We start from the raw sequence: 19,795 nt of genomic DNA, 5'->3' as shown, positions 1-19,795 counted from the left end.
GTAGGAGGGGGTCGCGATAGATCACCCAGATGTATCGCTGCGATATATCCGCGTGTACTGTTGATGCGTGCCCAAGCATGACCGTCCTCAGAGCCGCCGCGCCACGCTGCTCGAGTTCGCCGTGCTCGGCCTGCTCCACGACGGGCCCCTGCACGGCTACGAGCTGCGCAAGCGGCTCACCACCGCGCTCGGCATCTTCCGGGCGCTCAGCTACGGCTCGCTCTACCCGGCGCTCAAGCACCTCGTCGATGCCGGCTGGATCCACGAGACCGAGGAGCCGCATGCGACCCGCACCGGCAGTTCGAAGCGCCCCCGCATCACCTACGAGCTGACGCCCGAGGGCAAGGAGCACTTCCAGGGCCTCGTCGCCGCCAGCGGCCCGGACGCCTGGGACGACGACGACTTCGACGTCCGCTTCGCGTTCTTCTCCCGCACCGAGGCGCAGGTGCGTCTGCGCATCCTCGAGGGCCGGCGCTCCCGGCTCGAGGAGCGCCTCGCCAACGTCCGAGAGGTCAGCACCCGCAACCGCGAGCGCATGGACAGCTACACCCTCGCCCTCCAGCAGTACGGCGAGGAGCGCGCCGAGCGCGAGGTGCGCTGGCTCGAGGAGCTCATCGTCGCCGAGCGCCGGGCCGCCCTCGACCCCGGGCCCACGGCATACGACGACACCAGCGACATCACCCGCACCGACAACACCACCCAGAGCAAGACCACCAACAACAAGGAGTGATCCATGGGATCCGTACGCGTCGCCATCGTCGGCGTCGGCAACTGCGCGAGCTCGCTCGTGCAGGGTGTCGAGTACTACAAGGACGCTGACGCCACCACCGGCGTCCCCGGCCTCATGCACGTGAAGTTCGGCGACTACCACGTCAGCGACGTCGAGTTCGTCGCCGCGTTCGACGTCGACGACAAGAAGGTCGGCAAGGACCTTTCCGAGGCCATCAACGCCTCCGAGAACAACACGATCAAGATCGCCGACGTGCCCACCACGGGCGTCACGGTCCAGCGTGGCCACACGCTCGACGGCCTCGGCAAGTACTACAAGCTGACGATCGACGAGTCGGCCGCCGAGCCGGTCGACGTCGTCAAGACGCTCACGGACGCGAAGGTCGACGTCCTCGTCTCCTACCTCCCGGTGGGCTCCGAGCAGGCCGACAAGTTCTACGCCCAGTGCGCCATCGACGCGGGCGTCGCCTTCGTCAACGCGCTGCCCGTCTTCATCGCGTCCGACCCCGAGTGGGCCGCGAAGTTCGAGGCTGCCGGCGTGCCGATCATCGGCGACGACATCAAGAGCCAGGTCGGCGCGACGATCACGCACCGTGTCATGGCCAAGCTCTTCGAGGACCGCGGCGTCGTGCTCGACCGCACGTACCAGCTCAACGTCGGCGGCAACATGGACTTCAAGAACATGCTCGAGCGCGAGCGCCTGGAGTCCAAGAAGGTCTCCAAGACGCAGGCCGTCACGAGCAACCTCACCGGCCCGCTCGCGGGCCTGGTCGACAGCAAGAACGTGCACATCGGCCCGTCCGACTACGTCGCGTGGCTCGACGACCGCAAGTGGGCGTACGTCCGCCTCGAGGGTCGCGCCTTCGGCGACGTGCCGCTCAACCTCGAGTACAAGCTCGAGGTGTGGGACTCCCCCAACTCGGCCGGCATCATCATCGACGCCATCCGTGCGGCGAAGATCGCCAAGGACCGTGGCATCGGCGGCGCCCTGCTGTCCGCCTCGTCCTACCTCATGAAGTCCCCGCCGGAGCAGCGCCCCGACGACCTCGGTCGCGCCAAGCTCGAGGCCTTCATCGCGGGCACCGAGGAGCGCTGACCCTCTCCCGACACCCACCCGGTTCGATGTTTTCCATGGTCACCTGCGACCGTCGAAAACATCGAACGGGATGAGGGCGTATGCGTGAGGCCCCCTTCCAGGCGGAAGGGGGCCTCACGCGTACCTGGGGTGGGCGTCAGCTGAGGACGGGAACCTCGCCGGCGCCGACGGCCTTGGGCGACGGGCCGTACGCGTTGTCACCGTGGCTGTCCTGGGCCAGCAGGACGATCAGGACGATCGCACCGACGAGCGGGATCAGGCCGATGAAGATCCACCAGCCCGAGCGGCTCGTGTCGTGCAGACGGCGCACGGCCACCGCGAGGTTCGGCAGGAAGAGCGCGACGGCAAGGACGATGGCGAGGATGCCGACCTGCCCGGGCGCGGTGCCCATCGCCCGGTCGACCATGTTGACGACGACGCCGGCGATGAAGGCACCGAGGAACCAGAGCCAGTACTCCGAGCGGCGGGCGCGACCGGAGAAGGTCGCGTACTTGGACAGGACGGTCTTGATGGCGTCGACGAACGACATACCGGTGTGCCTCCATGGCTGTGGGTGAGGATGCGCCCTGTGGGGTGCGAGAACGTACCCAACCACCTATGGCCCACCAATGGGGGCATTTCGGAGAGATCGCCCCGCGCGCCGGAGCGGCGACGCCTACTTCAAGGCGGAGCCGGTCGTCGTGCCCTTCGGGGCGTCGACGAGGCAGATGATCTCGCGGTTGCCGCGCCAGGAGAACGCGTCCTGCGGGTAGATGAAGGACGGCCGGAGCTCGTCGTAGGCCCGATCGGTGATGAGCGGGTCGGCCTTGTCGGTGCAGCCCTTCTCGGCGGCCGCGACGACCTTGTCCTCACCGGGATACGGACCTGCGGGCATCGCGATGATCGTCACGACCTGGCTCTCGTGGGGCGAGGCGCAGGGCCGGATCGTGACGTTGTCGACCTCCGTGCGCCCGGCGCCCGAGAAGCAGTCGCCGGCCTTGAGGTCTTCGACGTACGCGTCGGACGTCCGGGTGACCGCTCCTGCCGGGTTGCGCGTCGGCTCGTCGGTGAGCACGCCGATGACGACGAGGGCGACCCAGCCGAGCAGCCAGAGCACCCCGAGCACGATGCCGGCGACGGCCATGCCACGTCCTCGCTGGATCCGTTGCTTCAGCTGGTTCAGGGCGACGGCCCCCAGCACGATGGCGACGACGGCCGCGATGGGGAAGATGCCGATGATGCCGCAGCAGAGCGCGGCGATCGCGAGCCCGTTGGTCCCCGGCATCGGCGTCGGCTGGTAGGCCGGGGCGTCCGGGACCGGGACCCCGGGACCCGGCGGGGGTGGGAACAACGGGGAGGCCGGACTCGACGTGTACGCGCTGGGGGTGCTCGGTGTGCTCGGTGTGGCCGACGGTCCGGGGGTGGACCAGACGGAAGACATGGCAGGCGGCGCGGCGGCGGGCGCGGGCGCGGTGGTGGGGGCCGTGGGGTCGGTGGCCCGGACGGGCGGGGCGTCGACGTCCGGGTTCGGCTGTGGCGGGCCGCTCGGCGGCGGCAGTTCGGCGGTCACGCCGTGGAGCATGACACGCGGAATCTGCCGATCGAGCCCCAATCCGGTCACGGCGCCGGATCGTGACCCATCGGTCATCCGACAGGATGCGTCAGGCGGTGGCCGCCTCAGCCGCCAGACGGCATACGCGACGTGCTGCCTGCCGGCTCGGAGGCCTCGGGCGACTCGTCCTCTCTGCGGTGGCGGCGCACCTGCCAGACGACGAGGACGACCACGACGACGAGCGCGACGACCACGGCCGCGCCGCGGCCGAGCCAGGTCTCCACCCGGGCGTAGGACTGGCCGGCGAGGTAGCCGGCCGTGACGACGACGCTGCCCCAGGCGATGCCGCCGGCGGCGTTCCAGGCCAGGAAGGTCGGGTAGTGCATCTTCGACATTCCCGCGAGCGCGGGCATGACCGCCCGGAAGAACGCCGTCCAGCGCCCGAGGAAGACTGCCGCCCCACCACGGCGGCCGAGGAAGTCCTGCGCACGCTCGATCCGGTGCCGGTGCCGGTCGAACGCCCGGAGCCGCACGACCCGGCCGCCGAGGTGACGCCCGACCTCGAAACCGACGCTGTCGCCGACGATCGCAGCCACCACCACGACGACGAGGACCGCGGCCAGCGGCACGTGCCCGAGCGAGGCCGCGACGCCACCGAGGATGGCGACGGTCTCGCCGGGCACGACGAAGCCGACGAAGAGCGCGTCCTCGACGAAGACGACGGTTCCGACGACCAGGAGCACGAGCCAGACAGGAGCATGGAGCACCTGGGTGGTGATGGAGTCGAGCAGGGCGCTCACGGAGGGCTCCTCGGGGCGGCGACAAGGGTGGCTGCAGTCTTCGCCGCCAGTCTGGACGTTCCCTGAATGCGCGTCACAACATTTGGACACCCATAACGCAATGCATGGTTCTATGGCCAGAATGGCTCGCAGACGGAGCGCGACGTGCGCCCGACCGTGAGAGGACGAGCCATGGCAACACCGCGACTGGGCGAGACCGCCCCCGACTTCGACGCCACGACGACCGAGGGCCCGATCAGCTTCCACGACTGGAAGGCCGGCAGCTGGGCGGTGCTCTTCAGCCACCCGGCCGACTTCACGCCCGTCTGCACGACCGAGCTCGGCCGCGTCGCCGCCCTCAAGGACGAGTGGGAGGCCCGCGGCGTCAAGGTGCTCGCCGTGTCCGTCGACCCCGTCGAGCAGCACGACGCCTGGAAGAGCGACATCGAGGAGGTCGGCGGCGCCCCGGTGGGCTACCCGATCATCGCCGACGACTCGCGCCAGGTCTCGGAGCTCTACGACATGATCCACCCCGGCGAGGGTGACACCTCCGGCGTGCGTTCGGTGTTCGTCATCGACCCGAAGCACACGGTGCGCCTCAGCCTGACCTACCCGAAGAGCGTCGGCCGCAACTTCGACGAGATCCTGCGCGCCGTCGACGCGCTGCAGGTCACCGACAGCGGCCCGTTCTCGACGCCCGCCGACTGGCAGGACGGCCAGCGCGTCATCGTCGCCCCGACCCTGTCGACCGCCGACGCCCGCGAGCGCTTCGGCGACGACGCGGTCGAGGAGGTCAAGCCCTACCTGCGCTTCACCACCGTCCCCGCCTGAACCGGTGTGAGCCGAGGGGGTGGCTGTCTGTCGCAACCACCCCCTCAGGCCGCTCAGGGGTCAGCTGGTCGCGGCGTCCGCGTTGCGCAGTCGCGGCCGCCCTTGCGCATCAGCGTCGTTCGCCGCAAAGGCCAGGATCTCGTCGGCGACGGCTCGGGCGGTGCGGCCCGGACTCCGCGACATCCTCGCCGCGATGAGGCCGGCGACCATCGGGGTCGCGAAGGACGTGCCGCTCCACATCGCCATGCCGTTGGTGAACGTCGCCGGGGGCATGCGGTGGTCGGGTGGTTCTTGGTAGGTGTACGTGCCGTTCGGGTACGCGTTGACGACGTCGGTGCCAAGGGCGTAGACGTCGACCCAGTCGCCGCGGTTCGAGTAGCCGGCGAGGGTGTCGTGGTCGTCGTCCAGTGCACCGACTCCAACGGCCCAGTCGAAGGCGGCCGGCCAGAACTTGCCCGCGTCGCCGTCGTTGCCTGCCGCGCAGACGAAGACCGTGCTGTCGCCTCGCGGCTGCAGGTACTGGTCGTGGAACATCTCGAACGACTTGAGCGGTTGGTTCGCGCGGGTGCGGGTGCCGCCGGAGAAGCTGATGACCTGTGGGTCGAAGTCCAGCGCGCCGATGAGCTGTTCGACCATGTCGCTCTCGAACACCGTGCCGCCCATGGTCGTGACCGACTCGACCTTGATGTCGGCTGCCGGGGCGTACGCGCGTACGACGCCCGCGATGAAGGTTCCGTGGCCGGCATAATGGCCGATGTTGGCCGGTTCGTCGTCGCTGCGGGCCAGGGGGGGCGAACTGAGCCAGGAATGGCTTCGCGCCACATCCGCCAGCAGGCCCGTGTCGACGACGGAGACGCGAACGTCCGCGCCTGTCGCCCCCTGATCCTGGTTGCGATCGAGCGGCTCGGTGGCCGTGGTCGTCCGTGGCTCGGTCGCGCCGCACCACGTCGTGCAGACGTGCAGCAGGTAGTCCGGTGTCACCGCGCCCGGCCGCACCGCCCGGTCGAGTCCTTCGAGCACCTCTTCCAGGTCCTGTCCCGGAGCAAGGTCCATGTCGAAGCGGTGGAGCCTCTCGAGCTTGGTGTTCTTGCGCTGGCTCTGCGGCGGAGGGGTGCGCTTGAGGTGGTCGTAGACGGCGGGCACGTCGTCCACGTCGGTGAGAAACCTGCGGCGCCAGATGTAGTCGACGGTGCCGTCGGGGCCTCGGTGCACGTCGACCTGGTCCCGACCGACCGCGTCGAGGATCTTGTCGACCTGGACGTCGGAGCGCTCCTTCATGACTCCCACGTTCCACGGCTTGTACCACCGGTCGCGGCGCTGCTGGCCCGGAACCCCCTTCCCGCCATTGCCGTTGCTGCGATCATCGCGGGTATTCACGAGAAGACCTCCCAGGGGTGCGGACACAGGGGTGTGGCATGAAAGCCGAGCAAGGTGCAGACGACGCGGGCGTCGCCGGTGATACACCGGCCCCCCGTCGCCGCGCCGACGACCTCCTTCCTCTGGCAATATCGCAGCCCGACGAGGCGGCCGCGTCGGCTTTCGCGATCCTCGACGGGCGGCCCGACCACCGCGAGCGCTCCCTTGCCCACCATGCGATCGCCATCGTCGAGCGCGACCGGGGCCGCACCGACGTCGCCCTCCACCACGCCCGGTCTGCGGTGCGCGCGGCGCGACGGGCCGGCCCCGACCGCGAGGCGGAGGTGCGCGCCACCTTCGGCACGATCCTGCTCTTCGCCGGGAGAACCTCGACGGGCCTGTCCCAGCTCGAGCGGGCCCTGGCCCTCAGCACCGGTGACGCCCGGCACCGGGTGCTGCACCTGCGCGGCTGCACCTTCGGCCTGCTCGGGCGCTACGACGACGCGGTCCGCGACCTGACCGCTGCCGCAGACCTCAGCCACCGGGCCGGCGACAAGCTCTGGGAGGGAAGGGCGCTCGGTTCCCGCGGCGACGTCCGCCGGGCCATGGGCGACTCGACCGGATCGGGCGCCGACTACGCGTCGGCGGAGGCCGTCCACCTCGAGATCGGCGCGGTGCTCGAGGCGACGATGTCGGCCCGCAACCGCGCCCTGGTCGCCCTCCAACAGGGCGACGTCGTGGTCGCCCTGACCCTGATGGAGCAGGCCGAGGAGCGCTACCGCCTCGCCGGCGTCGACCCGGTCGAGCAGCTCGTCGACCACGCCGAGGCCCTGCTGACCGCCCGCCTGGCCAGTGAGGCCGAGGCGATGATCGACGCCGCGCTCGCCCGCGACGACCTGGCGCCGGTGTGGAGGGGCGACCTGCTTCTCGCCTCGTCGCGCGCTGCCATGCTCCAGGAGGAGTGGGAGTCGGCGGAGGAGCGGGCACGCGCGGCGGAGGCGACGTTCCGCGCCCACCGGCGCCATCGCTGGGCCGCGCGGTCGAACCTGCTCGCCATCGAGGCCGCGTATGCCGCCGAGCAGCACGCCCGTGAGTCCGCCGCGGGCGTCAGCGCCCTTCCGCGCCCCTCCCTGCCCGACCTGCTGACACGCACGCGGGCCCTCGTGCGCACCCTTCGCCGACTGGACGACCCGGCTGTTCCCGAGGCGCTGCTGCTGCTGGCGCAGCTCGCGGGCGACACCGGCCACCTCCGGATGCGCTCGAAGGCGCTGCACGAGGCGGCGGCCCGCCGCCATGACGGGGCCCCGCTCCCCAGGGCCGCCGCCTGGCTGGCCCGCGCCATGCTCGCCGAGCAGGTGGGCGACCGGCGCGCCCTGCGGCACGCCTGCCGGCGCGGTCTCGATGCCGTGGACGAGCACCGCTCTCTCATCGGCGACCTCGAGCTGCGTGCGCTCGCGACCGGCTACGGGCTGGAGCTCGTGTCCATCGCGATCGACGACGCCGAACGCGCACATGATGCACGCGCGGTGCTCTGGTGGGCGGACCGGTGGAGGGCGACCTCGCTCACCTCGGGCTCGGCGCGACCACCCGACGACGAGGTGCTCGCCACCCAGGTGTCCGCGCTGCGCGACGTCACCCGACGGCTCGCGATCCAGGGTGAGGAGGCACACCTGGTGCGCGAGCGGTCTCGGCTCGAGTCGAGTGTGCGACACCGCTACCGCAACCTGCGTGCGGAGAGCGCGGAGAGCGCCGGCCCGGACCTGGGCCGCTTGGGTGAGCTGCTCGGCGAGACGACGCTCGTCTACATCGTGGTGGTCCGCGGCGTGCTGCACACGATCACCGTCGCCGACGGGCGCGCTCGGCTGCGCCGCCTCGGCGACCTCACGTCGGCCGAGCGAGAGGCGTCGTACGCGCGCTTCGCCCTTCGTCGTGCGGCACACGGCCGGGTGGTCGACGTGGAGCTGACTGGTCGCCAGCTGCAGCAGGCCCTGCTCGGTGACCCCGACCCGGCGTGGAGCCGGCCCTCCGTGCTCATCTCGCCGGCCGCCGGCCTGCTCACGGTTCCGTTCGGGCTGATGCCCGTCTTCCGCGACTCGACCTTCGTCGTCACCCCGTCCCTGGCCCTCTGGGCCCGGTCGCGGGAGGCGCGCCCGAGCAATGCCAGCTGGGGTCACGCCGACCGTGGTGGCGACCGTAGTGCCGACCGTAGTCATGAGGGCCCGGGTGACGACGGCCACGTCGCGCTCGTCACCGGCCCCGGGCTCAGCACCGAGCAGCGCGAGGTCACCGAGCTGCGACGCCTCCACGCCGAGGCCACCGTGCTCGGCGGCGACGAGGCGACCGTCGACCGCACGCTCGAGGTGCTCGAGGGGGCGCACCTGGCCCACCTCGCCGCCCACGGCGACTTCCGTGCGGACGCGCCGCTCTTCTCCTCGCTCATGCTGGCCGACGGGCCGCTCATGGTCCACGACCTCGACCGGCTGAGACGGCCACCGCGATCGGTGGTCCTGTCGGCCTGCGACTCCGGCGGCGTGCACCCCATCGGGGCCGACGAGGCGCTGGGTCTCGTGTCCAGCCTGCTCGCGATCGGCACGCGCTCGGTCGTGGCCAGCGTCAACCCGGTCAACGACGTCGCCACCGCCCGGGTCATGAAGGACGTGCACGAAGCCGTCGCCTCCGGCTGCTCGCTCGCCGAGGGACTACGGGCCGCCCGCGTCGCCTCCGCCGAGCACCCCCTGCTGGCCGCCACGGCGGCGTCGTTCACGGTGTGGGGAAGCTGAGCCCTGCCCGGACGAGCCTGGTCGCGTCAGCGGCAGTCGAACCAGGGCGTCCGCATGGGCTGCTCGTCGCCTCGGTCGAGCACGAGGCGCGCCAGCCCGACCGGCACCCGCTCGAAGGCGAAGCGACCCGCGTCGAGCGCCTGGGTCGTGGACGACGCGGAGGTCTCGAGCGAGACCCGACACTCTGCGGCATACGGCCGGTCACCGGCCATGACGACGCCGATCACGCGCGCGAACTCTCCCCGGCGGGCCACCTCGAGCTCGACCGAGATCTCGCCGAGCTCGAAGACGACGATGTGCGAGGCCGTTGCGGAACCGTTGTCGCGCACCGCGGCGCCGGCGTCGGTCACGAGCGACATGAGGAGCGTGTCGGCCCGGTGGAGATCGAAGGCGGCCCTGCCGAGCTCGAGCACCTCGTCGGGGACGGGATCGACCGCGGCTGCGATGCGGGCCAGCCGATCGAGCAGCTCGAGGTCCTCCGGGTGGAGGTCGGGGTGGGTCTCAGGCGAGCTCACGACGGTCGCCCCCCTCGGTCGAAGGTGTAGTCGCCGCTGCCGACGAGGTCTCGGAGCTTGTCGAGGCAGCGCATCCGCGTCGGCCCGATCGAGCCGATCGACATCCCGAGCGCCTCGGCGATCGCCTTGTAGTTCGGGCGGTCGCTCGCCATGAGTGCCCGCAGCAGGACCTGGCAACGCTCCGAGAGGCGGCCGAGGCACGCCCACAGCTGCGCGTCGCGCTCGTCGTCGAGGAGGCTCGCGTCGAGCGCCCGCACCTGCTCGTCGACGACGTTCGTCGCGAGGTCGTCGTCGCGCACCAGGTGCTCGCGGCCCTTCTTGCGCAGGACGGCGAGGCACTCGTAGCGAGCCGTCGTCGCGAGCCAGCCCGCCAGGGCCTCGGGCTGCGCGATGCCGTCGAGGTGGTCGAGGAGCTTGAGCCACGTGTTCTGCACGACGTCGGCGGCGTCCTCCTGCCCGAGCCGGTGGCCACGTGCCACGGCCCAGAGCAACGAGGCGAAGCGGTCGACGACGGCGTTCCACGCGGCGGCGTCGCCGCCGGAGGCGCGGGCGAGCAGCTCGGTGAGCTCACCGGGTCCGCCCATGCCTCGCCCCCTCTCTGGGTGCTCAGTCTAGGTGTCACCCCGTGCAGACGTCAGGGACAACCCGTCTGATACATCGGCCGGGACCGGTCGGACGTTTCCCGTGAAACGTCACGGGGCCCCACGGCATACGTCCTCGGGTCCGGCGGTTCGGGGCCGGACGCGACGAAGGGCGACCACTCCCCCCGCGGGAACGGCCACCCTTCGTGCGGCGCTGCGGAGCCGGGCTCACGCAGCAGCCGGGCTCACTTCGACGACGTCTGCTTCTGCGTCTCGGCGTTGGTCTTGCACTTCTTGCCCATCGCGTCGAGCTTGTCGCCGGCGGCCGAGACGACCTGGCGCTGGCCGTGCCAGTCGCTCTGGAACTGCTCGGCGTCGGTGCCGCCCCAGTTGCTCTTGATCGTGGAGACGGCGCCGTTGACGGCCTCGACGATGCCGTCGAGCTCGCCCTTGTAGCCGGTCAGCTTGTCGCCGGACGCGGACACCGCGTCGGCGTTCATGCCCTTCTTGTAAACAGCCATGTCAGTTCCCCTTCAGAAGTCTGCGTTGATGGTGGGTCGAGAGAAGTTCGGTCAGTACTGCGACGAGGTCGAGCGCTGCTGCTGGACCTCGCGGTCGATCGTCGACTTCATCTCGGTGAGCAGCTTCTGCGCCTTCTGCAGCTCGGGACGGTGCGTGCCGGTCCACTCCTGCTCGAACTGCTTGGAGTCGTCGCCCTGCCAGTTCTGCTTCAGGGACTCGACCTCCTGGTCGACCTTCGTGATGAGCTTCTGGATGGCCTCCGCCTGCTGCTGCAGGACGTTGCCCTGCGCGTTGACCTCATCGTCGTTCATTCCGAGCCAAGCCATGACCTTCTCCTTTGCCTGTGTTCCCCCGACTGATTCGGGAAGTTCTCTTCCGGACCAACCGATCAGGCCCGCGCCTTGCGAAACTCCTCGACGTCCGCACCCTTCGTCCGAAGAGCGGCTTTCGTCGACATGCAGAAACCTATGTCAGCCCCTGTGGGGTGTCGATGGGGAGCACTCCCCATGACCTCCCCGGGCATCGCGCCACTGGTGGCGTATGCCGGTGGGCTCGTCGAATCTCTTGTGCGGCAACGCTTCTGCGGCAGAGCACTACCTCATGGGTGGGCCACCTGGAGCAGCTCGAACTTGCCCTTCTCGATGATGAACCCCCGCCCCGGGGGCAGCTCGGCACGGTTGAGGGAGGGCAGGTTGGCCTTGAAGACCGAGAGGCCCTCGTTGCCGTCCGGGTGCAGAGCCAGGCCCGACCGTGAGGTCTTGAGCAGCGCCTGGAGCCCGAAGTTGCTGCTGAAGAACGCGGCCTCACCCTCGGCGACGACGAGCTGGTCGTTGTCGACGCATGCCTTGGCGAGGGTCGTCAGCGAGTTCTCGGCGCCTGAGGGTGCCAGGTCGTCGATGCGCTCGACGAAGATCGCGACCGGTCGCGTGATGCGGCCCTCCTCGATGTCCTCGGCCAGGCGTGTCGCAAGGGCCGAGGTGGGCCCGCTGCCGACCGCGGTCTCGGTCCAGATGCCGAGGTCGAGCAGCTCGGAGCTGCGTCGGGGCGTCATGAGGTAGAGCGCCGAGGCCGAGCTGAACCGGAACAGGGCGGCCGCGGTGGCCGCCACGGCCGTGGTGCGGCCTGATCCGGAGGGACCCGTGATGATGAACGTGCCCTTCGGGTCGAAGCCGTGCGGCTCGAGCGAGCTGGACGCGACGCCCACGACGGGACGGCCGCCGAACTCCGACGGCAGGCCGCCGAGCGGGACGTCCTCGGCCAGGCTCTCGATGGGCGGGGCCTGGCTGACGCCGGCCTTGCGCGTGGCGTCGGCGAAGGCCTCGATCGCGGCCGCCTGGACCGTGACGTCGGACGACCCGCCGAGCACCGCGACCTGCACCTCCGAGCCGGACATGAGCCCGCGCCCGGGCGGGGAGGCCATCGTGAGCACGTCGCCGGGCACCCCGAAGACGGAGTAGTCGTCGAGGTTGCTCATGCGCAGGATGATCCGGCCCTGCACCGCGGCGGCGAGGTTGGTCGGCAGACCGGTGCGCTGGTCGCTGGCGATGATGAAGTGCACGCCGACCGGGCGGCCGTCGGCGGCGAGCCCGGCGAGCAGGTCGAGCCACTGGAACCGGCCGCCGACCTCGTACGCCTGCCGGAACGCGGTCATGCCGTCGATGAGCACGATCATGCGCGGCTCGTCGGCGTGGCCGGCCAGTCGGCGGTAGTCGGTGATCGTCGCGGCGCTGACGGCCGAGTAGCGGGTGGCCCGCTCGTCGATCGTCGCGCGCAGCATGCGCAGCAGCCGAGTGACGCGCTCGTGGTCGCCGCCGGGCACGATCGAGCCGACGTGCGGCAGCGACTCGAGCATCGCGAGCCCGCGGTTGCCGAAGTCGAGGCCGTAGACGTGGCAGGGGCCACCGCGCACGGTGTAGCCCGCGGCGACCGCCATCGAGCGGAGGAACACCGACTTGCCCGAGCCGGACGTCCCGTAGATCGCGATGTTGCCCTCCTTGTCGGGGCGGAACGCGACCTCGGGCTGAGCCTGGTTGTCGGGGTCGTCGGCGACACCGAAGACGAGCTCGTCGTCACGACGCTGGGTGGGCAGGGTCGCGAGGTCGTAGACGGGCCTCATGTCGGGCAGCCACGGCTTGCGCGGCTTCGGCAGCTCGGCCAGCCGGGCGGCCCGGCCCAGGCTGGCGACGAGGCGCTGGATGTCGGTCGGGCCGAGGTCGGCGGAGTCGTCGGTGCCCTCGGCGCGCGGCGGCTCCCACTCGACGCCGGAGCCGAAGGTGAGCGTCTCGACCTTCATGTCCGGGGGCGGGGGCACGTCGGAGGTCCACCCGCCGGCATACCCCGTCTGGAAGGGGACCAGCCTTCCCGGACCCGTCTTCGACACGGCGCGACCGGGCAGCGACGGGTCGAAGAACGCGGCCTCCTTGCTGCCGAGCACGTCGTCGGAGTCGTTCTCGTCGGCCATCCGCAGCGCCATGCGCAGGTTGGTGTTGGCGCGGAGGTTGTCCTTGATGACACCGGCCGGGCGTTGGGTGGCGAGGATGAGGTGCAGGCCGAGCGACCGGCCACGCTGGGCGACGTTGACGACGCCGTCGACGAACTCGGGCACCTCCTGCACGAGGGCGGCGAACTCGTCGACGACGAGGATGAGCGACGGCGGGGCCTCGACCTCGCCGCGGCGCTCGAGCTCGAGGAGGTCCTTGGCCTTGTGCCGGGCGAGCAGGTGCTCGCGGTAGTGCAGCTCGGCGGCCAGCGAGGCGAGCGCCCGGCGCACGAGGTGCGGCGACAGGTCGGTGACGAGACCGACCGTGTGCGGCAGCTTGACGCAGTCGCGGAAGGCCGAGCCGCCCTTGTAGTCGACGAGCAGGAAGGTGACGCGCTGCGGTGAGTGGGCCGCGGCCATGCCGAGGATCCACGCCTGCAGCAGCTCGGACTTGCCGGCGCCGGTGGTGCCGCCGACGAGGGCGTGCGGGCCGTCGGAGCGGATGTCGACCGAGAAGGTGCCCTGGCTCGACTGGCCGACGATGGCGCGCAGGTTGCCGGGCTTGCGCGGCAGCACGGCCGGGGCGTACGGGCCGGTGAGGATCGAGCGCGACTCGCCCCACTTCTCGATGACGGCCTCCTCGGAGCTGGCCAGGTCGGTGCCGGCGAGCGTGAGCAGCGAGACGGCGCGCGGCAGGTCGCTGGCATCGTCGACGGGCACACCCGCATCGACGACCGGCGCGAGCATGCGGGCGAAGGCCATCGCCTCGTCGTAGCCGACCCGGTCGACCGCCACCGGCTGCACCTGCTCGCCGGCGTGGACGTAGCCGGCCAGCGAGCTCTCGTCGCCGCTGACGACGAGGAAGGTGTGGCAGGCGGCAGGCAGCAGCTGCTGCGTCTCGGCGACCCACACCACGACGACGCCGTGCCGGTGACCCCGCTCGGCGATCGCGACGAGGCGGCTGCGGTCGATCGGGGCGTCGCCCTCGACGAGCACGAGGACGGTCGGACGGGCAGCCGTTGCGGCCTCCCGGTCGCTCGGCGAACCCTTCGCCTCGACGATGTCCTCGAGCGCGTCGGCGAGCGCGGAGCAGGCGGGGGCGCTGGCGGCGAGGTGGCCGGTGCCGATGGGGCTGTGGGGCGACGTCGTGTGCGGCAGCCACTTGAGGAAGTCCCAGTCGCGCGCCGAGCTGCCCGAGGCGAACGCGCAGACCGCGAGCTCGGCCGGGGAGTGCAGGGCTGCGGTCTGGAGCACGACCGACCGCGCGGCGCCGAGGGCGTTGGCGCGCTGGCCGGCGACGCCGATCGCGCCGTCCGACAAGGGAGTTGCGACGACGGGAACGTCGGGCAGCACCTCGAGCCCACGCAGCTGCTCGGACACCTCCAGCCAGGCCTCTGCCTTCGACCGGCCCACCGCCGGCATCTTGATCGCCGACCGCGACGCCAGGGTGCCGAGGCCGAGCCGCAGCTCGGCGTAGCCGGGCACGTCACGGCGGCGAGTCCAGAGCAGGGCGCTGCGGTCGCGCGCTGCGACGAGGCACTCGGCCCCGCTCGGGTGCTCACCCCGGCGGACCTGGCCCTCGACCTCCAGGGAGCCGCGGATGCGCCGCGAGAGCAGGCCGAGGTCCTCCTTGAAGTCGACCATCGCCTGCGCGAAGTCCTTCTTCTGCTGGCGCCGCGCCTCGTAGTACGTGCCGGCCATCATCATCGGCATCATCAACATGAAGATGATGGAGAAGGCGCTGCGGGTGATGAGGTACATCACGACGCCCATGAGCAGCGGCACGACCATGGCCACGAGCGGCATCGGCTGGATCTTGCCGCGCTCGGGAAGGTCGGGGACCTGGAACTCCTGGCCCTTGAAGAGGGGCGCGACGCGCGGCGAGCGTGAGAACGCCACGGTGCCTGAGTCGCCGGAGAGCACGCCGCTGCCGGGGCGGCTGACGACACCGTCGCCCTGCACGTGCACCTCGAGCTCGGTGTCGCCGAGGCGCACGACGTCACCGCTCTTGAGGTGCGCGCGCGCGACCTGCTGACCGCCCGCGGTGATGCCGTTGGCCGACCCGAGGTCGACGACCTCGACGACCTCCTGGATGACGAGCTTGGCGTGCTTGCGTGACACGGACTCGTCGCTCAGCTGGACCTCGCAGCCGCGCCCACGCCCCACGTATGCCGTCCCGCGGGCGAGCGGGAACTCCTTGCCCGCGTCGGGGCCGGACCGGATGTAGGCGACAGCCGCCGGGCGCCCCCGGTCGACGAAGCCCTCGCCGGCGCGTGTCACCGAGACCCGCATGCCCGACTGGAGCCCGCTCTCGGCGACCGTCGCCCGCGGGTCGAGGCCGCGAAGGTCCTGGTCGACGAGGGCGAGCGTCATCGGAGCGTCCGCCCCGAGCACGCTCGAGCGGTTCGGGTCGGCGGCCGCGAGGAAGCCGGCCAGGTCCCCCACGGTGGTGGCCGAGTCGGTCGTCGCGACCAGGTCGGTCTCGCGGTCACCGGACCGGAGGACGAACTTCAGCTTCACGCGTCACCCTTCTTGCCTGCCGTGCCCGCCTTGGGCCTGCTCGTCCGTCCGGGCACCCGGAGGCTCGCCCTGGTGTTGCCGGGGGCGACCGTGCCGATGCCGGCCTTCGTGGTGCGGCCGCGTCGACGGTTCGGTTCGGACCTGCCCTGGCCGCGTGAGGTGCGGCGCGAGGCGGGGCCGAGGCCCGATCCGGTCGGCAGGTGGTCACGGAAGGTGCGCAGCGAGACGTCGGCCCGCAGGCGCTGCCAGAAGGACTGGCCTGAGCGCAGCCGGCGGCGTGCGGTGTCGACGTCGGCCCAGAAGGCCGCGACGTCCTCGGGGCTCGGCTCGTCGACGTCGAAGACGTGCCCGTTGGCGGCAGCGGCGACCGGCACGAGCGCCAGAGGTCGAGTGCTCACCTTCCCCTTGTCAGGGGACGGCGTGACCGTTGCCGGGCTGGGGGGAAAGTGGGCACTCGACATGGGGGCACCCATGAGAGCCCCGTCGACGACGACGCTGGGCTTCACCGGCGGGGGCCCGTCTACGTGCAGCTCGAGCGCGTGCGCCTGCTCCAGGCGGGTTCCCTTGGCCGGCAACGGCATCCGCAGGTCACGCGCGGTGTCGATGATCTCGCGCCAGCCTCCGGTGACACGCGCGGCCGTTTCACCAGTCGTTCGCCGACGACGTCGACGCAGCCACTTGGCCCCGCGGATCGCGGCGTAGACGAGGAGCAGGACGGCAAGCGGGATCAGCACGTAGAAGATGAGCCAGCGCAACCAGTCCGGCCAGTTGTCGGGGTTGAGGGGGTTGTCGTCCTTGGGCGGGTTGCGCAGCTGTGTCGCGTTCTGCGCCTGGTCGGGACCCTGGAGCACGCTCGGCGGGTTGTTCGCTGCAGGCGGCGGCACCTGCGCGCCGGTCTTCTTCTCCTCCGACTTGCGGATCAGCTGCTGCGGCTTCTTGTTGCGCTCAGGGACGAACTGGGTGGCCAGGATCGGCATCCACGAGTCGTCGGCGAGCTTGACCTCGACCCACGCGCGGACGTCCTTGCCCTTGACGACGCCACCGGCCTCGGGGATCGCACCCAGCACGACACGGGCCGGGACACCGAGCCGGTTGGCGACGAGCGCGTAAGCGGCGGCGTACTGCTCGTCGTTGCCGGCCAGCTGGGTCGACTTCATGAACTGGCTCATCCGCAGCAGGCTGTGGCCGGGGAGGAAGACGTTCTGGTAGTCGCCGGGCGTTCCACCGTCGGTGTAGGCACCGTCCTGGAGGGCTTTGGCGACGGCCGCGACCTTCTCCCACTGGCCGTCGACCCGGTCGGTCCACGGCGTCACCTTGTCGTCGAGGAACGTCAGCGCCGACACGTCGACGGTCGAGCCGTCGGCGACGTCGGCGGTCTTGGGCAGGTCCTTGGGCGGGGTCTGGACGTAGGCGCTGACCGTGTACTGGTCACCGGCGTCGAGCCTCACGGGCAGCACGCCGGTGTTGGTGTCGATGTTGAAACGCAGGTCGTCGGAGAGCTGGTCGCGGCGGGCCCCGCCGAAGTCGACTCCGGTGACCGTGCCGAACGTCGGCAGCCACACGTCGCGGTAGCCGCCCGCCGGCACCGACACGGTGGCCGTGACCTCCTGGCCGGGACCCTCGGCCCCGATGTGGGTGCCCACCTTGCGGAAGCTCGTGCCCTCGGGAACCGGACCGTCGCCGAGGTTCGCGAAGTTGCCGGCGCCCCAGACGAACCCGTCGTAGGAGTCGAGCGCCGCGAACCGCAGCGGCACGTTGGCGGGAAGGCCCTTGACGGTGAGCAGTGTCTTGTCGAACTGCTTCGCCCCGTTGGGCTCGGTGTACTGCCGGAAGCCCGCGAGCGGCGAGGCGTACTGGCTCACGTCGAAGGGCGGCGTGAGCGAGGAGCGGAAGACCGTGCGGCTGTGGTCGGCACCCGGCAGCATCGGCCCGACGAAGAAGCCGCCCACGGTGGCGAGCGCGAGCAGGGCCGCGGTCGTCAGTGCGCGCGTCGTGCGGCCCGCGCCGTTCTGCAGCGCCGGCCGGTTGCGGTTGCTGCGCAGGGCCGTCCAGCCGATGGCCACGAGGGCGAAGACGGCGCCCTGGACGAGCATCGCGGCCGGGGTCGGTGTGCCGAGCAGGATCGAGGCGACGAGGAGCGCGACCGGCGCGACGAGGGCCAGGACGGCACCGGGCCAGCGGCGCGCGACGCCGAAGGTCAGCGCGGCGCCGACGAGGCCGAAGAGGAACGGCAGCGCCATGTACGGGCCCTCGGAGTCCACCGGCGGCAGGGCCGTGAGCAGCTCCTTCCAGCCCGGGACTGCCATGTGCACGAGGGTCCCGAAGGTCGACCCGGAGGGCAGGAAACCGGCGATGAGGTCCTCGCGCACGGCGATGGGTCCGGCCAGGAGCAGGTACGAGACGGCTACGGCGAGCAGCGTCACGACCCCGAAGGCGCGGAAGGCCGCCCCCACGTGGCTCACGAGCAGGCCGATCAGCAGGCCGCCGAGGCCGACCCACAGCCAGCCGAGGCCGAAGAAGGTCGTGCGGAAGCCCACGAGGGCGATGACGACGAGCGCGACCGCGAAGCCGGCGTCGACGAGCTGCGGCACCGTCGGCCGCAGCCTCGCCAGCTGGGCGCCGGCGCGTTCGCGCAGGCTCGGCGGGCGCACGAGCGCACTCGGCGGAGGGGCGGAGATTCCGGGCTGGCTCATCGGGCGACTCCGGTGAACAGAAGGGGACGAAGATCCTCGAGCGCGCTCAACGTGAGGATCGTGAGGCCACCGCCACGGCGCAGGCCGCGGTCGGCCAGCGGGTCGACCACGACGATGACGCGCGTCACCTCGGGCGGGAACTGCCCGGCCGCGCGCTGCAGCTCGAGGAAGGGTCGGTGCGGGCCGGTGACGATGAAGACGGTGGAGGTGTCCGGCGCGAGGTCGGTGGCATCGAGGCTCACCGCGAAGAGGTCGATCGGACCGGGCTCGACGCGCGACATGGCGTCGAGGCCGACCTGCGGCACCGACTTGGTGACCTTCTGCGCACCGCACACCATCGTGCAGTCCTGCTCGTCGAGCATGACGCGGACCATGATCGAGGACCCCACCGAGATCGCTGTCTCGACGTCGGCCTGGATGGCCGTCGGCGCGTTGGCCGCCATCACGTCGCGTTCGACGTCGCGGTCGGTCCGCCCGGTCTTGCCGTGCCCGGAGCGGTACTGCTCGGGGTCGGGGTCGACGATCACCGTGACGTGCGAGCGCCGCGTGTCGAGGAACTGGCGCACGAGGAGCCGGCCGGCCTTGGCCGAGCTGCGCCAGTGAATGTAGCGGCGGTCGTCGCCCGGCTGGTACTCGCGCAGCGCGTGGAAGGCGAGGTCGCTCATCGAGACGTCCTCGGTGGTGCTCCCCTCGAGGTCTCGCAGCAGACCGGCGCCGAGCGACTCGAGGGCGACGGTGCGCGGGTGGACGAAGAGCTCGGTGCGCTCGGTCCACGTCAGGGTGCGGCGCATGAGGCCGAGCGGGTCTCCCTGCACGGTCGTCGCCGGGCCCACCTGGATGACGCCCCGGCGTGAGGTCGGGACGACGAAGAGCTCCTCGTGGGCGTTGCCCGGGGTCAGGGCCGGAAGGACGAACCGGGCCGCCGACAGCCCGACGGGCAGCTCGACGAGGATCGGCAGCATCGGCGTACGCGCCTCGTTGGTCACGAGGATGCGACCGGTCGCGGGGTCTCCGACGACGACGCGGCGAGGATCCACCTCGGCGAGGATGCGCACCTTCGTGCGTCCGAGGGCGAGCGCGAAGCAGACGACGAAGAGCACGAGGGCGGCCGCAGCCACCATGAGCAGCTCGGTCCAGCCCCATCGGGCACCGACCAGCCAGCAGACGAGGCCGAGCGCGAGGATCGTCCAGCCCAGTGGCGAGATCCAGCGGAGCACCCCGGCGATCGGGCGCCAGACCCCCTGCGTCTGGTCGGCCACCTGCTCGATCGAGCGGGTGATCGGCTGGGTGATCTGGCGGATGCCTCGGCTCGTCGTCCCGGTGACGGCGCGCGGGCGCGACGGCGCGGCCCCCTGGTGCTGCTGGGTCATGCGATCCCCTTGC

The 19,795-nt window shown here is 71.3% G+C and carries 15 protein-coding genes; 4 read left to right on the top strand and 11 right to left on the bottom strand.

Annotation, left to right across the window (positions count from 1 at the left end; all coding sequences use genetic code 11):
• Nucleotides 1-67 precede the first annotated feature (67 nt).
• Together AB4091_RS07060 and AB4091_RS07055 are read left to right on the top strand one after the other, a co-directional pair.
• Nucleotides 68-730 (top strand): PadR family transcriptional regulator, encoded by a 663-nt coding sequence (locus AB4091_RS07060; protein ID WP_442291017.1) that lies wholly within the window; start codon nucleotides 68-70, stop codon nucleotides 728-730.
• Nucleotides 731-733: 3 nt separating this feature from the next.
• Complete coding sequence (locus tag AB4091_RS07055) at nucleotides 734-1,825, top strand: inositol-3-phosphate synthase (protein WP_442291016.1); 1,092 nt, start codon at nucleotides 734-736, stop codon at nucleotides 1,823-1,825.
• Between the two features lie 136 nt (nucleotides 1,826-1,961).
• Here AB4091_RS07055 and AB4091_RS07050 read toward each other — a convergent pair whose 3' ends face one another.
• The 3 genes from AB4091_RS07050 to AB4091_RS07040 all read right to left on the bottom strand — a co-directional run bounded on the left by AB4091_RS07050 (nucleotide 1,962) and on the right by AB4091_RS07040 (nucleotide 4,156).
• Nucleotides 1,962-2,354: a DUF805 domain-containing protein gene (locus AB4091_RS07050; protein WP_442291015.1), complete on the bottom strand. Its 393-nt coding sequence runs from the start codon at nucleotides 2,352-2,354 to the stop codon at nucleotides 1,962-1,964.
• Nucleotides 2,355-2,480: 126 nt separating this feature from the next.
• Complete coding sequence (locus AB4091_RS07045) at nucleotides 2,481-3,374, bottom strand: DUF4190 domain-containing protein (protein ID WP_442291014.1); 894 nt, start codon at nucleotides 3,372-3,374, stop codon at nucleotides 2,481-2,483.
• Between the two features lie 107 nt (nucleotides 3,375-3,481).
• Nucleotides 3,482-4,156 carry a DedA family protein gene (locus tag AB4091_RS07040; protein WP_442291013.1) on the bottom strand — a complete coding sequence of 225 codons (675 nt, stop codon included), beginning with the start codon at nucleotides 4,154-4,156 and terminating at the stop codon, nucleotides 3,482-3,484.
• A gap of 171 nt (nucleotides 4,157-4,327) precedes the next feature.
• Here AB4091_RS07040 and AB4091_RS07035 point away from each other — a divergent pair, with 171 nt between their 5' ends.
• On the top strand, nucleotides 4,328-4,966 hold the full coding sequence (locus AB4091_RS07035; protein ID WP_442291012.1) for a peroxiredoxin: 639 nt from the start codon (nucleotides 4,328-4,330) through the stop codon (nucleotides 4,964-4,966).
• 60 nt (nucleotides 4,967-5,026) lie between these two features.
• On the opposite strand, the gene AB4091_RS07030 is transcribed toward AB4091_RS07035, so the two are convergent.
• Entirely contained in the window at nucleotides 5,027-6,244 is a 1,218-nt protein-coding gene (locus AB4091_RS07030) for a S8 family peptidase (protein WP_442291011.1), read from the bottom strand.
• 137 nt (nucleotides 6,245-6,381) lie between these two features.
• Here AB4091_RS07030 and AB4091_RS07025 point away from each other — a divergent pair, with 137 nt between their 5' ends.
• Entirely contained in the window at nucleotides 6,382-9,102 is a 2,721-nt protein-coding gene (locus tag AB4091_RS07025) for a CHAT domain-containing protein (RefSeq protein ID WP_442291010.1), read from the top strand.
• A gap of 26 nt (nucleotides 9,103-9,128) precedes the next feature.
• Here AB4091_RS07025 and AB4091_RS07020 read toward each other — a convergent pair whose 3' ends face one another.
• The 7 genes from AB4091_RS07020 to AB4091_RS06990 all read right to left on the bottom strand — a co-directional run bounded on the left by AB4091_RS07020 (nucleotide 9,129) and on the right by AB4091_RS06990 (nucleotide 19,782).
• The gene (locus tag AB4091_RS07020; RefSeq protein ID WP_442291009.1) at nucleotides 9,129-9,617 is read right to left on the bottom strand and encodes a carboxypeptidase regulatory-like domain-containing protein; all 489 of its coding nucleotides are present in this window, start codon (nucleotides 9,615-9,617) and stop codon (nucleotides 9,129-9,131) included.
• A complete protein-coding gene (locus tag AB4091_RS07015; RefSeq protein WP_442291008.1) occupies nucleotides 9,614-10,201 on the bottom strand; it encodes an RNA polymerase sigma factor in 588 nt (195 codons plus the stop codon). Before AB4091_RS07015 ends, AB4091_RS07020 begins: the two co-directional genes overlap by 4 nt.
• Before the next feature lie 242 nt (nucleotides 10,202-10,443).
• Nucleotides 10,444-10,719: a WXG100 family type VII secretion target gene (locus AB4091_RS07010; protein ID WP_442291007.1), complete on the bottom strand. Its 276-nt coding sequence runs from the start codon at nucleotides 10,717-10,719 to the stop codon at nucleotides 10,444-10,446.
• Between the two features lie 51 nt (nucleotides 10,720-10,770).
• On the bottom strand, nucleotides 10,771-11,046 hold the full coding sequence (locus AB4091_RS07005; protein ID WP_082080755.1) for a WXG100 family type VII secretion target: 276 nt from the start codon (nucleotides 11,044-11,046) through the stop codon (nucleotides 10,771-10,773).
• A 272-nt stretch (nucleotides 11,047-11,318) separates the two neighbouring features.
• The gene (locus AB4091_RS07000; RefSeq protein ID WP_442291006.1) at nucleotides 11,319-15,719 is read right to left on the bottom strand and encodes an FtsK/SpoIIIE domain-containing protein; all 4,401 of its coding nucleotides are present in this window, start codon (nucleotides 15,717-15,719) and stop codon (nucleotides 11,319-11,321) included.
• Entirely contained in the window at nucleotides 15,716-18,412 is a 2,697-nt protein-coding gene (locus AB4091_RS06995; RefSeq protein WP_442291005.1) for a transglutaminaseTgpA domain-containing protein, read from the bottom strand. The genes AB4091_RS07000 and AB4091_RS06995 overlap by 4 nt, the downstream gene beginning before the upstream one ends.
• Nucleotides 18,409-19,782: a DUF58 domain-containing protein gene (locus AB4091_RS06990; protein WP_442291004.1), complete on the bottom strand. Its 1,374-nt coding sequence runs from the start codon at nucleotides 19,780-19,782 to the stop codon at nucleotides 18,409-18,411. The genes AB4091_RS06995 and AB4091_RS06990 overlap by 4 nt, the downstream gene beginning before the upstream one ends.
• Nucleotides 19,783-19,795: the final 13 nt, after the last annotated feature.

The organism is Terrabacter sp. 2RAF25, assembly GCF_052115265.1.
GTDB lineage: Bacteria > Actinomycetota > Actinomycetes > Actinomycetales > Dermatophilaceae > Terrabacter.
This window is presented reverse-complemented; position numbering and strand designations above follow the sequence as displayed.

What these genes read in the sequence shown, in the direction of transcription:
- AB4091_RS07055 (WP_442291016.1), top strand. Translation starts at nt 734, where the DNA reads ATGGGATCCGTACGCGTCGCCATCGTCGGCGTCGGCAACTGCGCGAGC.
- AB4091_RS06995 (WP_442291005.1), bottom strand. Translation starts at nt 18,412, where the DNA reads ATGAGCCAGCCCGGAATCTCCGCCCCTCCGCCGAGTGCGCTCGTGCGC.
- AB4091_RS07015 (WP_442291008.1), bottom strand. Translation starts at nt 10,201, where the DNA reads ATGGGCGGACCCGGTGAGCTCACCGAGCTGCTCGCCCGCGCCTCCGGC.
- AB4091_RS07035 (WP_442291012.1), top strand. Translation starts at nt 4,328, where the DNA reads ATGGCAACACCGCGACTGGGCGAGACCGCCCCCGACTTCGACGCCACG.
- AB4091_RS06990 (WP_442291004.1), bottom strand. Translation starts at nt 19,782, where the DNA reads ATGACCCAGCAGCACCAGGGGGCCGCGCCGTCGCGCCCGCGCGCCGTC.
- AB4091_RS07025 (WP_442291010.1), top strand. Translation starts at nt 6,382, where the DNA reads ATGAAAGCCGAGCAAGGTGCAGACGACGCGGGCGTCGCCGGTGATACA.
- AB4091_RS07010 (WP_442291007.1), bottom strand. Translation starts at nt 10,719, where the DNA reads ATGGCTGTTTACAAGAAGGGCATGAACGCCGACGCGGTGTCCGCGTCC.
- AB4091_RS07030 (WP_442291011.1), bottom strand. Translation starts at nt 6,244, where the DNA reads ATGAAGGAGCGCTCCGACGTCCAGGTCGACAAGATCCTCGACGCGGTC.
- AB4091_RS07005 (WP_082080755.1), bottom strand. Translation starts at nt 11,046, where the DNA reads ATGGCTTGGCTCGGAATGAACGACGATGAGGTCAACGCGCAGGGCAAC.
- AB4091_RS07050 (WP_442291015.1), bottom strand. Translation starts at nt 2,354, where the DNA reads ATGTCGTTCGTCGACGCCATCAAGACCGTCCTGTCCAAGTACGCGACC.